The sequence below is a fragment of the Ruegeria sp. YTSA226 genome, from assembly GCF_059609905.1.
The window spans coordinates 18,506-32,691 of record NZ_JBXWMQ010000017.1; the positions used below are offsets into that span (position 1 = coordinate 18,506).

Below are 14,186 nucleotides of genomic sequence, written 5' to 3' on the forward strand. Positions count from 1 at the left end.
TGTCCCCCGCTTCACCCTTCCACAACTCGCGTTTTTCTCGCAGGCTGAGCTATGCCTGAACAGAGAGGTTTTGCGTCATGGCTACTCAACATTCCCGATCAGTTGCACGCCTGATGATGGCACCTGCAGTGATCCTGCTTCTTGGCTGGATGCTCGTGCCTCTGACGATGACGCTGTATTTTTCCTTCAAGAAATACCTGCCCCTGCGCGGCGGTGATCTGGGATGGGTCGGCTTGGACAACTACGTCCGTTTCGTCTCCTCCAGTTCCTTCTGGCCCGCGGTTCAGGCCACGCTGATGATCGTCGGCGGTGTGCTTGCCATCACGGTTGTTCTGGGCATCCTTCTGGCAATGCTGCTGGATCAGCCGATGTGGGGCCAAGGCGTTGTCCGCATCCTAGTGATCGCACCGTTCTTTGTGATGCCGACCGTTTCCGCATTGGTCTGGAAGAACATGTTCATGGACCCGGTCAACGGGTTGCTGGCCCATCTGTGGCGCTTTTTCGGGGCTGAGCCAGTTTCCTGGCTATCCGAGGCGTCGATGACGTCAATCATCATGATCGTATCGTGGCAATGGCTGCCATTTGCGACGCTGATCCTGCTGACCGCGATCCAGTCGCTGGACAGTGAACAGTTGGAAGCCGCGGAAATGGACGGCGCGCCACCGCTCAAGCGCTTTTACCATATCATCCTGCCGCATCTAAGCCGCGCGATCACCATCGTGATCCTGATCCAGACCATTTTCCTGCTGTCGATCTTCGCCGAAATCTTCGTGACCACCGGCGGCGCCTTCGGCACCCGTACACTCACCTACCTGATCTTCCAGCGCGTGCTAGAGGGCCAGAACGTCGGCCTTGGATCAGCCGGAGGTGTCTATGCAATCATCCTTGCCAATATCGTTGCGATCTTCCTGATGCGCATCGTCGGCAAGAACCTGGACGCGTGAGGAGGTAACGATATGAGCCGCTCAGTTACACCCCGTCGCAAGTCGCTTAACACCGCCCTGGCATGGGCCGTTGGGCTGCTGATCTTTTTCCCGATCCTCTGGACCATCCTGACCAGCTTCAAGACCGAAGCACAGGCCATCGCCAGCCCGCCGCTGTTTCTGAACTTTGACTGGACGCTGGAAAACTATGCCATCGTGCAGGAACGCTCGGATTACATGCGGTTCCTGTGGAATTCGGTCATCATCGCGGGCGGTTCGACCATATTGGGCGTGATCATCGCGGTGCCCGCCGCCTGGGCGATGGCCTTTGTACCATCAAAACGCACCAAGGACATCCTGCTGTGGATGCTGTCCACCAAGATGCTGCCTGCGGTCGGTGTTCTATACCCGATCTACCTGCTGTTCATCCGGCTTGGGCTTTTGGACAGTCGCGCAGGTCTGGTTGTGGTTCTGATGCTGATCAACCTGCCGATCATTGTCTGGATGCTGTACACCTATTTCCGCGAAATCCCCGGCGAGATCCTGGAAGCCGCCCGCATGGACGGGGCAACGCTGAAAGAGGAAATCCTCTATGTGCTGACGCCCATGGCGGTGCCCGGTATCGCCTCGACCATCCTGTTGAACTTTATCCTCGCCTGGAACGAGGCGTTCTGGACCCTCAACCTGACCGCGGTTGACGCGGCACCGCTGACGGCCTTCATCGCCAGCTACTCCAGCCCCGAGGGCCTGTTCTTTGCCAAGCTCAGCGCTGCATCGACCATGGCAATCGCACCAATCCTGATCCTTGGCTGGTTCAGCCAGAAACAACTTGTCCGCGGCCTGACCTTCGGCGCCGTGAAATAAGGAAAACTCCGCATGGGACGCATTCAACTCAAATCCGTGACCAAGAAATTTGGCGACGTTGAAGTCATTCCGCCGCTGGACCTGACCATTCAAGATGGCGAGTTCACTGTCTTCGTCGGCCCCTCTGGCTGCGGCAAGTCCACCTTGTTGCGGCTGATTGCCGGGCTCGAGGACATCACTTCGGGCAGTATCGACATTGACGGGGCGGACGCCACCGATGTCCCGCCCGCAAAGCGCGGTCTGGCCATGGTGTTCCAATCCTACGCGCTCTACCCGCATATGACGGTGCGCAAGAACATCGCCTTTCCGCTGCGCATGGCCAAACTGGATCAGGCCGAGATTGACCGCCGCGTCGAGGGCGCTGCCGATGTTCTGAACCTGACCGATTATCTGGATCGCCGACCGGGCCAACTGTCTGGGGGTCAACGCCAGCGCGTTGCCATTGGCCGCGCCATCGTACGTGAACCTGCGGCGTTTCTGTTTGACGAGCCACTCTCGAACCTCGACGCCGCCTTGCGCGTTGGAATGCGGCTTGAAATCAGCGAGCTGCACAAGCGCCTTGCAACCACGATGATCTATGTGACCCACGACCAGGTCGAGGCGATGACGATGGCCGACAAGATCGTCGTGCTGCAGGCCGGTGTGATCGAACAGGTGGGCAGCCCGCTCGAGCTGTATAAAACTCCTCGAAACCTATTCGTCGCGGGCTTTATCGGATCACCCAAAATGAACTTCATTGCGGGCGAAGAGGCCGCGAAACATGACGCCCACACGATCGGGGTCCGCCCCGAGCATCTGGAGGTATCCGACAGTTCCGGCACCTGGTCCGGGGTGGTTGGGGTTTCCGAACATCTGGGCTCGGACACGTTCTTCCACATTCACGAAACCGGCCTTGCGGACACGATCACCGTACGAGCGGGGGGTGAAGTTGGCTTCAACCATGGCGACCGTATCTATCTGACGCCACGCGCGGATGTGATCCATCGGTTTGACGCAAAGGGCCTGCGGATCGAATGACACGTCTGGTCGGTAAAACCGCCCTGATTACCGGGGCCGCGCGTGGCATCGGACTGGCCTTTGCCAAAGCCTATGTTGCCGAAGGGGCCCGTGTCGCGCTGGCCGACATTGACGGCGCGCGCGTGCAAGCCGCGGCCGCCGAAATCGGTGAGGCCGCTTTGGCTATCGAGATGGATGTGACCAACCAGCAGAGCATCGATGCAGCGGTGGCAAAGACGGCTTCACATTTCGGTCCCATCGACATTCTGATCAATAACGCCGCCATCTTTACTGCAGCACCAATCGTTGAAATCGAGCGTGCCGACTACAACCGAGTTTTCGACATCAATGTCTCAGGCGCCTTGTTCACGATGCAGGCCGTCGCGCGCCACATGATCGAACACGGGACCAAAGGCCGGATCATCAACATGGCATCGCAAGCCGGACGACGGGGCGAGCCTCTGGTCGCCGTCTATTGCGCAAGCAAAGCCGCTATCATTTCGCTTACCCAATCTGCAGGGCTGAACCTGATCCAACACGGCATCAACGTAAATGCCATTGCTCCGGGGGTTGTCGATGGCGAACACTGGGATGGCGTGGACGCCTTTTTTGCAAAGCATGAGGGCAAAGAGCCCGGGCAGAAGAAACGCGAAGTAGCCGCAGCGGTGCCGCACGGTCGGATGGGCCGTGCCGAGGACCTGACCGGAATGGCCGTGTTTCTGGCCTCAGATGAGGCGCAGTATATTGTCGCGCAAACCTATAATGTCGACGGCGGGAACTGGATGAGCTGATGGATCCTCTGGCAAACGCAAATCCCCCGGTGCGGCTGCGGCGCGACAGCCTTGCAGATATGCCTGCGACTGTCAGGACACCGAATTACCTGCCCACAGACCTGAAACCCGGCATAGTCCATATCGGGCTGGGCAATTTTCACCGCGCGCATCAGGCCTGGTATATCCACCAGTTGATGCAACAGGGCCAAGCACTGGACTGGGCGATCATCGGGGCCGGTGTCCGCAGCTATGATGCCGAAATGCGAGAGAGGTTGCTGGCGCAGGACTGTCTGACAACACTGATCGAGCTGGACCCAAAGGGAATATCCGCCGAAATTGTCGGAGCCATGATCGACTACCTGCCAATCGAAGAGGGCAATGCGACGCTGATCCGGCAGATGGCCGATCCGTCCATCCGGATTGTGTCGCTTACAGTGACCGAGGGCGGCTATTTTCTGGACGCCAATACCGGCGCGTTCAACGCCGATCACGAAGACATTCGATACGATGCCGCACATCCCAACCAACCCCGAACCGCGTTTGGCGCCATTGTCGCAGCTCTTCGACAGCGCAAGAAGGAGGGTTTGAAACCCTTTACCACGCTCAGCTGCGACAACCTTCAGGGCAACGGGGTGATCCTGCGAAACTGCATTGTTGGTTTGGCGCGTATGTCTGACCCGGATCTAGCCAACTGGATCGACCAATATGGCGCATTTCCCAATTCGATGGTGGATTGCATTGTGCCTGCTACGACAGAGCAGGTTGTTTCGCAATGCCACGGACTTGGAATCGATGACCGCGCCCCTGTCTCACATGAAAACTTTCGCCAATGGGTGATCGAGGACAATTTTTGCGCAGGGCGTCCGCCGCTCGAACAAGTCGGTGTCACACTGACCCACGATGTTCATAGCTATGAGACGATGAAACTGCGTATTTTGAACGGCGGTCATCAGCTGCTTGCGAATGTCGGAGAAATCCTGAACGTCCCGACGATTTCACGATGCATGCAGGACTCTGATATCCTGGCGTTTTTCGCTAAAGTTCAGGCAGAAGAAATCCTCCCGCATGTCGCTGCTGTCCCCGGCGCTAAACCAAGTGAATATCTTGATCTGGTCGAAAAGCGATTTGCAAACACTGCCATCCATGACACCACGCGCCGTGTCGCGTTTGACGGATCCTCACGGCATCCCGGGTTCTTGCTGCCTTCGCTGCGTGACGCAGTTGCCTCGGGCCCTGCCCCCAGCGGGCTGGCCCTGGCCGAGGCATTCTGGTGCCGGATGTGTGCAGGCAGGCGCGAGGATGGGTCTGAAATTGCGCCAAACGACCCCCATTGGGACGCTCTTCAGCACATCGCGCTGGCGTCCAGAGATGATCCGAAACTGTGGATCGAGCAGGATCAATATTACGGCGAGATTGGCCGTGATACCCGCTTTGGTCAGGACTTTTCTTTTTGGCTGACCAAGATCTGGAGACATGGTAGCCGCGCTGCGATAGCAGACTACGTCGCGCAGACGTCCACGTCAGAGTAACCGGTCAAAACACATGGAGATCAGTCGCGGGCCAAGACCGCGCAGTTCCGTGACGTATCACGTGCAAACGCGGCGCAGGGGTTCTGACACTGCAAATTGGCGCGCACCCATAAAAATTGTAGGTGTTCTCATAACGCTGCATCGCCGCCATCGATTTTACTCACAAAAATTGAAGACTTTTGCGCACAAGTTTGCACGATTTGCCCATAACATAGCGCGGTTCGAGAAACGCGCTCAATTGATCGTAGTCACCACACATCTTCTTCAACTAGAACCGGGCGTTTCTCAATCAAGAGTAAATTCTTATTGGAAATATTCGACCCTGATCATAGGGAAGCAGTTCTTTCGAGGGCTTGTGATAGATCCTCGCTTCAAGAATGGATATCTCCGTAATTGCCAAGTGAGCGCGTCCAAACCGACGCGCTCACTTTGCTTGGTATTGCTTGTCACTACGGAGTTAAGAGCGATGTATCACTCTGCGGCAACAGCTTCCTCTTCCAATGCCGGGTAGTCGGTGTACCCTTTTTCACTGCCGCCGTAGAGCGTGGTTGGATCCAGCTCATTTAGCGCGGCGCCTTTCTCCAACCGGTTGACAAGATCAGGGTTGGAAATAAACGGCCGGCCAAAGGCCACCAGATCGACGGCTCCGGTTTCAACCGCTTCAACCGCCATTTCCCGGTCATAAGCGTTGTTGCCCATTTTCGCACCGTCAAACAACTCATAGAGCGCCTTCAGATCGCCACCTTCCGGAATTTCGCGGGGGCCGCCGGTCTGCCCCTCCACAAGATGGAGATAGGCCAGCCCATACCCATTCAGCAATTTGACCGCATGAGTGAATGTCGCCTGCGGGTCGCTGTCGGAGATGTTGTTGGCGTCCGAGAACGGGCTTAGGCGGACACCAACACGGTCGGCGCCCCACACGTCAACAACTGCGTCCATGACCTCTTTCAGAAACCGTGCTCTGTTCTCGACAGGACCGCCGTATTCGTCTTCACGCTTGTTGGATTCGTCCCGCAGGAACTGATCGATAAGGTATCCGTTGGCTGCATGGACCTCGACACCGTCGAAACCGGCCTCCTTGGCGTTTTCCGCGGCCCTCCGGTAGTCAGCAACAATGCCAGCAATTTCTTCGACGGCCAGAGCCCGCGGCTCGGATGTTTCGACGAACTGCTCACCATCAAAGGTCTTGGCCTTAGCGCCGATCGCAGATGGCGCAACAGGGGCACCACCATCCGGCTGTAAGCTGGTATGCGAAATCCGGCCCACATGCCAAAGCTGGATCACGATCTTGCCGCCCTCAGCATGGACGGCCTCAGTCACTTTTCTCCAGCCGTCAATCTGTGCTTCGGAATAAATGCCAGGTGTCCAGGCATAGCCTTTGCCTTGGGGCGAGATTTGCGAAGCTTCCGTGATGATCAATCCAGCACCCGCCCGTTGCACGTAGTACTTGGTCTGCAATTCATGGACGCTGTCATCTTCGGCTCTTGCCCGGTTGCGGGTCAGTGGCGCCATGACAACGCGGTTTTTCAGCTCGATTGCACCAGCTTTGATGCCGGAGAACAGTTTTTCATCAGCCATTGCTGCTTCCTTCTTTGGTAAACTTCGTTCAGATATTATTGGACCAATTAGTCCAATATTAGGGTCACTGTCTCTTGATTGAGTTTGTGTTAGGTTTCATTTCCTTGTTGTGGCGGGAGGCCTTATGGCGAAATCACCAACCGGGCTTGTTTCAGGGTTTGCGAAATCTGCTCAGAGGGAATGCCCGCCTTGCGCAAGGCTAGCGTGCCAATTGCAAGGGAGGCAAAGGCGCGTGCCTTGTCGAGTACCTGTCCCGGATCCGAAGGCTCAAGCGCTCTCGCAATAATCTCGTCAATACTCTCCAAATGGTGCCGTCCGAGAGCCGCCACTTCATTGTCATGCGGGGCAAGTTCCGTTAGGCAATTGATCAGCATGCAGCCGTCACGACCTCCTTGCGGGTTCGCCAAAGCTTCCATTATCGCACCAACGGGATCATCCCCGCCCGCGTCCGCGACGTCGCGCAGAGTATTCAAACCACGCCTGGAATAGTGGCTGAGGGCTTTGTGAAATAAAGTCTGCTTGTTGACGAACGTTCCATAGAAGCTGGACCGGCTCAAACCCATGGCCTTGGTCAGATCATCCACAGATGCGGCCTCGTAGCCCTTGTGCCAAAAAACGCACAAGGCTTTTTCCAAAGCCTCAGCTTCGTCAAAGGCGCGAGGCCTACCCGGGCCTGCGGGTGATTTGATGTCGCCAACTGCGAGAGTTTCTTTGCTCATGAGCAAGATGTGGAATGGTTGGCCCAGAAATTCAAGGTGGCGGTAGGGAATTTTTGGAATGGTCAGTCCGTATTGTGACCAGAGAAAGGAATTTAGGTCCGTGGAAATGCAAAACCTCCCCGGCGCGCTTGGTGTCACGCTAATCTTAGGATCAGGACTGTTAGTCTTCTTGCGGGAGTGTCAGACGAAGAGGATCGTGTTCGTAGAAAAGAGAGGCCACGCTCGGTACTCGTTTCCAACACTTGACAGAGTGACTGGCGGCTTTGTCCAATACGTAGATGTTGATCACTCACAAACCAGAGATTGGTTCGGTAGATCCATGGCCAATGCCCTCAAATTGTGAGGATTACTACCCCAATGAGTAACAAAGCCACGAATTCAGAACTGGTTTTATGAGCATCAGTACGGCGGGCCGTTGTAAGCAAACCAACAATAATTTCAGCGCGCTAGGTTAAAATAGCGAGGTTAGCTGAAGTTTAATTCGCCCAATGTGAACTTCTTAACTTTGGCTAGAACGATTTCTTGTCAGTATCGTTTCATGAGTTGTTAGTGAGTTCGGTGAGTAAGTAGATGTATTTGCATAGTTTCGAGGGACATTGTAGCGCAGTCGATGACATCCGGATGGATGATTTTGCGCTTGAGTATCCGTTGTTGGACGATGCCGGCGTGCACGCACAATGGCAAAATGGCTCCTGGCAAATCACGCGGATAGCCGATATCTGGACAAGAACCGGGAAGGTACTTTCTTTGCCTTACAAAGGGGCCAACGCCTATCCATCTTTCCAGTTTGCTGAGGATGGAACCCCGCTTCCTTTGATGGAAAAAGTGTTGAAAGCCCTGCCACGTGAAATGACGCCGTGGCAATGCGCGTTCTGGTTAACCTCACCCAAATTGGAACTCGGAGGGGAAAGCCCGGCAATTCGCATTCAGACCGGCGATGACTGCATAGTCGATATCGCAGGCGAAGCTGGTTGTCTGATGGCAGCTTAGTTTTAGCTTTTGGTCACTCATACGTCGTACAACATCTGGCAAATTCGTGACTCCCCTGCTTTTTCTGCCACCGGCAAGAAAAGCAAGATCAGGGCACTCAACGCAGCACTCTTTAGCGTACTTAACTGAGTGTCTGACGTCAGCGCCAATGGGACAGTTTAGGTTGATTTGATAAGAGAGGGTTTCTGGCTCATCGTAACCGCCGAGGAGTGGAGATGGGAAAGAAACCCGGAACCAAGCAGAGCCACGGCGAGAAGATTGTTAAAGACATCCGCCGCGCGACGCACAAACAGTATTCTGCCGAAGAGAAGAACAGGTTCGTTCTGGATGGCCTGAAGGGCGAGGACAGCATTGCAGAACTATGTCGTCGCGAAGGCATTGCTCAGAGCCTGTATTTCAGCTGGTCCAAGGAGTTCCCGGAAGCCGGAAAGAAACGTTTGGCTGGCGACACGGCACGTGCTGCGACATCAACCGAGGTCAAGGATCTGCGCCGTGAGGCGCGCGATCTGAAGGAGGTTTTTGTTGAACAGGCCCTTGAGCTGCGGCTTCTCAAAAAAAGCATGATCGCGGATGGGGACGACGACGAATGAGATACCCCGCATCTGAGAAGCTGGAGATCATCCAGCTGGTCGAACAATCCCATCTGCCGACCAAACGCACTTTGGAAAAGCTGGGTATCCCGAAGACTACATTCTAACGCTGGTACGACCAATATCTTTCCGGTGGTCCTGAGGCGCTTGAAGACCGCTGCCCCCGGCCGTCACGGGTCTGGAACCGCATTCCCACGCCAGTGCGCGAGAAGATCAGGGATCTGGCCCTGAAGGAAAGTGAGCTTTCCCCGCGTGAGTTGGCTGTTCGCTTCGACGGGCCGCGCTGCACCATTCCGATAGAAGGGTGAATGTCCGGTAAGGGCCGAAACACCAGTTCGGCAGATTGCCACGAACCGCAGAAAAGTCCGCATCTCGGAAACTGCAAAGACTAGTTTTGGATGTCCGCTTCGGGCTAGTAGCGGCTATCCGAAAATCTTCCCCGGTACTACGATTATGCTGCGAAACCAGCCAAGAATGAGACCCGAAGATATCGAACCTCAAACCAAAAAAGTTGTAGGTTAATGCGCCCAATGTTTTGGGCGAGTTGCAAAGCTATGGGCGCACCAACAAAAATTGTAGGGACGCGCATAACGCTGCGCTTCTGCTATTGATTTCAATCATTAAATTCAGATGTTCTTGCCCATAACTTTGCGTGGTATTTGCGCATAATTTTGCACGATTTACCCAAAAGTTTGCACACTCTCCCTATCTGTGTCCAACTACATCCTTCCGAAAGCCTCTTTGAGTTCTGCGACTTGTTCTACATCCAACATCCGGGTTGACATACCCTGCAGTGCCACGAGCAGCTTGGCTGTTTCTTCCAACTCTTCCGCTGCACAGACTGCTGAAAAGAGATCCTTTCCTGATACGACGGGACCGTGGTTGGCCAGCAGAACAGCACTATACTTGCCGCCCAGTTCGCGGATCAAATCACCGGATTTTGGGTCACCCGGCTTAATGTATGGAACCAGTTTAACCGTGCCTACGCGCATGACCACGTATGGTGTAAGCGGCGGAATACATTCATTGGGATCGGTGTCTTCCAGACACGACAGCGCGGTCGCCCAGGTCGAGTGCAGATGAACCACGGCGCCCACTTCAGGTCGCGTCTCATAGAAGGCTTGGTGCAGAAAGATCTCCTTGGTCGGCTTGTCACCGGACAGGTGGTTGCCATCCAAATCAATCTTGGCAATTCGCTCGGGGTCAACATTGCCCAAAGTCGAATTCGTTGGCGTCATGAGAATCCCGTCCGGTAAACGCGCAGAGACATTGCCCGCAGTGCCAACGGAAAAGCCACGCACAAACAGCGAGGCGCACAGCTCGGACATCTGCCGTCGCAGTGCCTGTTCTTCAGAACTCATTTGCCTGCCTCCATCATTCTCAGTGCCTTCGAGAAGAAATCTGGAGCGCCAAAGTTGCCGGATTTCAAAGCCATTGCAATGGGTTCAGTTTTTCCAACGCTCAGGACAGGTACGCCCGGGTCAATCTCTGGCCCGATTGACATAGCCGGTGACCCCAGTGCCTCAGAGACAGCCTGGGCGACAGCTCCCGACGTCTCACCTCCAGCTACAACCAACCGCTTGTAGCCCTTTTGGACAAGTTCTCGCGCGGTATCTTCAAAGAGATTGTCCAGCTTTTCCGCTACGGCTTCCTGACCAAACTGACCTTGGATCGCACGCACATCATCCGGGCTCCCCGATGAATACGCGAGCGGCGCCTGACCCGAATGCTCTTCAAAGAAATCCAGAAGCGTTTGCGTGGTCACATCCCCGAACATAACACCCGAAACATCAATTGCGAAAGTCGGATGGGACTTCGCGTGAATTTCAATCTGCCTGCGGGTCGCACCTGAACAAGAACCCGCAAGGATCGCGGCAGGCCCTGCGATACCAGTGAACACAGTGCCAGCACTTTTGGATGAAGTCTCTCTCAGGAAGTTTCTTGGTAGTCCCAGTGCTATACCCGATCCCCCAGTAATGAGCTTGGCATCCTTTAGAGCTTCTCCCCAGGCCAACAAATCTTCATCCGAAATCGCATCGCCAATTACAAATCGTTCGCCGGCCTTCTGCAAAGCATCAGCAATCGCCTCTGATCCTTGCTCCACGGCGTCAATTGACACCAACCCGACCGCTTCTTGGGTCTGATACTGCAACCATCGCCTGATGTTAGCATCCGTCATCGGAGTAAGAGGGTGATTTTCCATCCCCGACTTGTGCAACAGCTTACCTTGCACAAATAGGTGACCGTGATAGACGGTGCGCCCGGTTGTCGGAAAGGCCGGGCAGAAAACCACCTTTTGCGCGTCCAGCTCGTCGGCAAGCGCTTTCGCAACTGGGCCGATATTTCCTTCCGTCGTGGAATCGAAGGTCGAACAATACTTGAAGATGAACTGCTGGCATCCTTGATCCGCGAGCCACCGCAAAGCACTCAGACTGTCTGTAATGGCTTCTTCAACCGGTGCAGTGCGGCTTTTGAGTGAGATCACACCCGCTTCGATCTCTTCGTCGACCGGGATATTAGGAACACCCGGAAACTGCGCGGTTCGTATCCCACCTTCTGGCTCCATGCCCTTCGCCAAGGTGTTCGCAATATCACTCGCACCAGTAAAATCATCCGCTATGACACCTATTTTCATAGTTCGATGTCCCTCGTCGGCCCTGGGTCTAGCCTATAGATATGCGGCGCTGCACCGACTGGAAAAACCTCACGCACAAGTGGATCATGGCCGGGCACGATAAGTCGAGGATGCGAGGCCAACCTCTCGAGTGTCTCGAAACCATCCATCATGTCCTGTAGGTCGACGACAATGGGAAAGGCTTTGCGCGCCATGAAATTCTCATAGTAATGCGAGGCATCAGAGGCGAGCACCATCCACCCGGCTTCCGTCCTTACGCGAACGCATTGCAACCCTCGCGAATGCCCACCAATGCAGTGCACCGTGACCCCATCTATAATCTCGGCTTCTCCATCGTAGAACACGACGTTCCCTGAATAGAGACGCTTTACGACCTCGCAAATATGGCTAGCCGTGAAAGGTGCGCGCAGATGGTCGTGGCACATGCAGGGGCCTGTGGCGAAGGCCATCTCCGCCGATTGCATATGCAGCTTCGCGTTCGGGAACATATGCAGCCCCCCCGCGTGATCATAATGAAGATGGGTCACGATAACCTCGGTTACCGCTTCCGGCGCAATGCCTATGGGCTGCAAAGCCTCGCGCGGGTCCATCGCAATGGGACGACCACGGGCGACTGCCTCATCGGAATCGTAGCCGGTATCGACCAGAATGACTTCGTTCCCGCGCTTCAATACCCAGATGAAATAGTCCATCGCATGAGGTGCGTCATGATTGTCATCCAAGATGAAACTGTCCCGTCGGGTGCGGGCATTTCGATCCGCGTATTTCACGGCGTGGATTTCCCAATCGTTCATCGGATGACCTCGGAGTACTGGTGAACTACCTTGGTAGCGATCATATCAGCCACTGCCGTATCGAAGGCCTGAAAATGCGCGCTTTCCAGGTGGGCGGAGAACGCAGCGCTGTCATCATAAACCTCATAGAGAAAAACTGTATCGGGATTGCCGCCGAGGCAAACGTCAAACTGCTGGCATCCGGCTTCTTCACACAAAGAGGTCGAAGCGTTTTCGACCATCAGCGGCAAAAAGGTGTCTCTCGTACCGGGCTTGAGAGTGAAGGTGACAGTAACCACAAACATCAGACGGAAAGTCCTTTCAGACGTGAGAAAGCGCGCTTCGCAACGGGCAGTTGGCTGAGGATCAGGCCAATGTTGAGCACCAGCAGAATGGCCGCACCCGGGCGTGAAAAGAAGACCGAAAGATCCCCGTCCGACAAGAACAGCGACCGGCGGAAGGTTTCGTCAAACAGGCTGCCCAGAATAACCCCGATAACCAATGGCGCGATTGGGTATTTCATCAGGTTCATGAAATAGGCAACGGCGCCGACGCCAAGCATCAGGTAAAGATCATTGATGCCACCACCGACGCTGAAAGACCCAATTGTTGTTAGAACCATCACAACCGGCAAGAAGATAGTCTGCGGGATGGCGAGTATTCTGATGAAAACCCGAGCAGTGAACAGGCCCATCAGGAACATTGTCAGGGAGGCCAACACAAGTATTGCAACCACGCGCAGAATGATCTCGGGGTCTATCGTCGGACCTGGGATCACGTTGTTGATCTTGAAAGCCCCCATCAAAGCCGCGGCGGGTGGTGAACCGGGAATGCCCAACACCAAAAGCGGGATTAGTGCGCCCCCAATGCAGGCGTTGTTTGCCGTTTCAGAGCACAGCAGACCTTCCAATGACCCTTTTCCAAACTTATCGCCCTCAGCAGATACGGTCTTACCGACACCGTAGCTGACCCAACCGGCGACATCTTCGCCGACGCCGGGAAGTGCTCCTACCCCTGTCCCGATCACCCCTGACCGGCCAATGGTGGGCAGGTAGCGTCGGATGGAGCGTAGATTCGGAAGGATGCGACCTTTCAGGGCCAGAGCTTTCCCGGCCTCAACGTGCCTTAAACCGTCGATGATTTGGGGAATGGCAAATGCCCCCATCAAAACCGGCACGACCTGAAACCCGCTCATCAAGTAAGACCAGCCGAAGGTATAGCGCGGTTCAGACAACAGAGGGTCAAGCCCCACCATGGACATCGCAAGGCCGATCAGACCGGCGATCCATCCCTTGATCACCAGGTCTTCGCTCATCAAAGTGCCAGAAAGCAGAATGCCGAACAGGGCCAGCAGTGCTTTCTCCGGGCTTGCGATGTTTTTTGAAACCAAAAGCAACGCCCAGACAAAGATCAAAAGCGTGATGGTCCCGATAACTGTACCAATGAAACTGGCCGTTGTGGTCAGCCCTAGTGCTTCGCCCCCTCGACCCGCTTTAGCCAGAGGGTATCCATCCATGGCCGTCGCCGCACTGGCCGCCGTGCCCGGAATGTTCAGCAGGATTGACGGATAAGAGCCGCCGTAAATCGCGCCGACATAGGCCCCGAGCAAAGCGATCAGCGAATAGTCCAATGGGATCTTGTTGCCGAAGAAACCCGTCAGGATCGTCACTGCCAGCGTTGCGGTCAGGCCGGGCAATGCGCCAAACGTTATACCCAGGAACACGGATGCAATCAAATACAGATAGGTCAGCGGGTCTACTGCCAGGCCCACGAATGTGGTCCCAAATCCAGCCAGTTGCGAAAGGATAAAGTCCAT

Annotated in this window: 13 protein-coding genes and 1 pseudogene; 7 read left to right on the forward strand and 7 right to left on the reverse strand. The window is 55.3% G+C overall.

Annotated features, from left to right (window positions below):
- Nucleotides 1-77 precede the first annotated feature (77 nt).
- From AC2FFF_RS16915 to AC2FFF_RS16935, 5 genes are read left to right on the forward strand one after another with little or no spacing between them, the layout of a single operon-like run.
- The gene (locus AC2FFF_RS16915) at nt 78-944 is read left to right on the forward strand and encodes a carbohydrate ABC transporter permease (protein ID WP_142639539.1); all 867 of its coding nucleotides are present in this window, start codon (nt 78-80) and stop codon (nt 942-944) included.
- A gap of 12 nt (nt 945-956) precedes the next feature.
- Complete coding sequence (locus tag AC2FFF_RS16920; protein ID WP_142639541.1) at nt 957-1,787, forward strand: carbohydrate ABC transporter permease; 831 nt, start codon at nt 957-959, stop codon at nt 1,785-1,787.
- Nucleotides 1,788-1,799: 12 nt separating this feature from the next.
- Nucleotides 1,800-2,804, forward strand: a complete 1,005-nt coding sequence (locus AC2FFF_RS16925; protein ID WP_281973690.1) for an ABC transporter ATP-binding protein — start codon at nt 1,800-1,802, stop codon at nt 2,802-2,804.
- Complete coding sequence (locus tag AC2FFF_RS16930) at nt 2,801-3,574, forward strand: L-iditol 2-dehydrogenase (RefSeq protein WP_281973689.1); 774 nt, start codon at nt 2,801-2,803, stop codon at nt 3,572-3,574. The genes AC2FFF_RS16925 and AC2FFF_RS16930 overlap by 4 nt, the downstream gene beginning before the upstream one ends.
- Nucleotides 3,574-5,085 carry a mannitol dehydrogenase family protein gene (locus AC2FFF_RS16935; protein ID WP_496883004.1) on the forward strand — a complete coding sequence of 504 codons (1,512 nt, stop codon included), beginning with the start codon at nt 3,574-3,576 and terminating at the stop codon, nt 5,083-5,085. The genes AC2FFF_RS16930 and AC2FFF_RS16935 overlap by 1 nt, the downstream gene beginning before the upstream one ends.
- A gap of 471 nt (nt 5,086-5,556) precedes the next feature.
- On the opposite strand, the gene AC2FFF_RS16940 is transcribed toward AC2FFF_RS16935, so the two are convergent.
- Nucleotides 5,557-6,663: an alkene reductase gene (locus AC2FFF_RS16940; RefSeq protein ID WP_281973687.1), complete on the reverse strand. Its 1,107-nt coding sequence runs from the start codon at nt 6,661-6,663 to the stop codon at nt 5,557-5,559.
- Nucleotides 6,664-6,785: 122 nt separating this feature from the next.
- Nucleotides 6,786-7,382, reverse strand: coding sequence for a TetR/AcrR family transcriptional regulator (locus AC2FFF_RS16945; RefSeq protein WP_281973686.1), 597 nt, complete (start codon nt 7,380-7,382; stop codon nt 6,786-6,788).
- 621 nt (nt 7,383-8,003) lie between these two features.
- Between AC2FFF_RS16945 and AC2FFF_RS16950 the strand changes: the two genes are divergently transcribed.
- Both AC2FFF_RS16950 and AC2FFF_RS16955 read left to right on the forward strand, forming a co-directional pair.
- On the forward strand, nt 8,004-8,372 hold the full coding sequence (locus AC2FFF_RS16950; RefSeq protein ID WP_142639554.1) for a hypothetical protein: 369 nt from the start codon (nt 8,004-8,006) through the stop codon (nt 8,370-8,372).
- A 215-nt stretch (nt 8,373-8,587) separates the two neighbouring features.
- A pseudogene (locus AC2FFF_RS16955) lies at nt 8,588-9,246 on the forward strand (transposase); the annotation flags it as partial.
- 435 nt (nt 9,247-9,681) lie between these two features.
- On the opposite strand, the gene otnC reads toward AC2FFF_RS16955, so the two are convergent.
- Genes otnC through AC2FFF_RS16980 form a run of 5 tightly spaced genes read right to left on the reverse strand, consistent with a single transcriptional unit; the run spans nt 9,682 to nt 14,186 of the window.
- A complete protein-coding gene (gene otnC / locus AC2FFF_RS16960) occupies nt 9,682-10,323 on the reverse strand; it encodes a 3-oxo-tetronate 4-phosphate decarboxylase (protein WP_281973685.1) in 642 nt (213 codons plus the stop codon).
- A complete protein-coding gene (gene otnK / locus AC2FFF_RS16965) occupies nt 10,320-11,597 on the reverse strand; it encodes a 3-oxo-tetronate kinase (RefSeq protein ID WP_496883005.1) in 1,278 nt (425 codons plus the stop codon). The genes otnC and otnK overlap by 4 nt, the downstream gene beginning before the upstream one ends.
- A complete protein-coding gene (locus tag AC2FFF_RS16970) occupies nt 11,594-12,391 on the reverse strand; it encodes an N-acyl homoserine lactonase family protein (protein WP_281973683.1) in 798 nt (265 codons plus the stop codon). Before AC2FFF_RS16970 ends, otnK begins: the two co-directional genes overlap by 4 nt.
- Nucleotides 12,388-12,675 (reverse strand): putative quinol monooxygenase, encoded by a 288-nt coding sequence (locus AC2FFF_RS16975; RefSeq protein WP_142639562.1) that lies wholly within the window; start codon nt 12,673-12,675, stop codon nt 12,388-12,390. Before AC2FFF_RS16975 ends, AC2FFF_RS16970 begins: the two co-directional genes overlap by 4 nt.
- On the reverse strand, nt 12,675-14,186 hold the full coding sequence (locus AC2FFF_RS16980; protein ID WP_271951903.1) for a tripartite tricarboxylate transporter permease: 1,512 nt from the start codon (nt 14,184-14,186) through the stop codon (nt 12,675-12,677). The genes AC2FFF_RS16975 and AC2FFF_RS16980 overlap by 1 nt, the downstream gene beginning before the upstream one ends.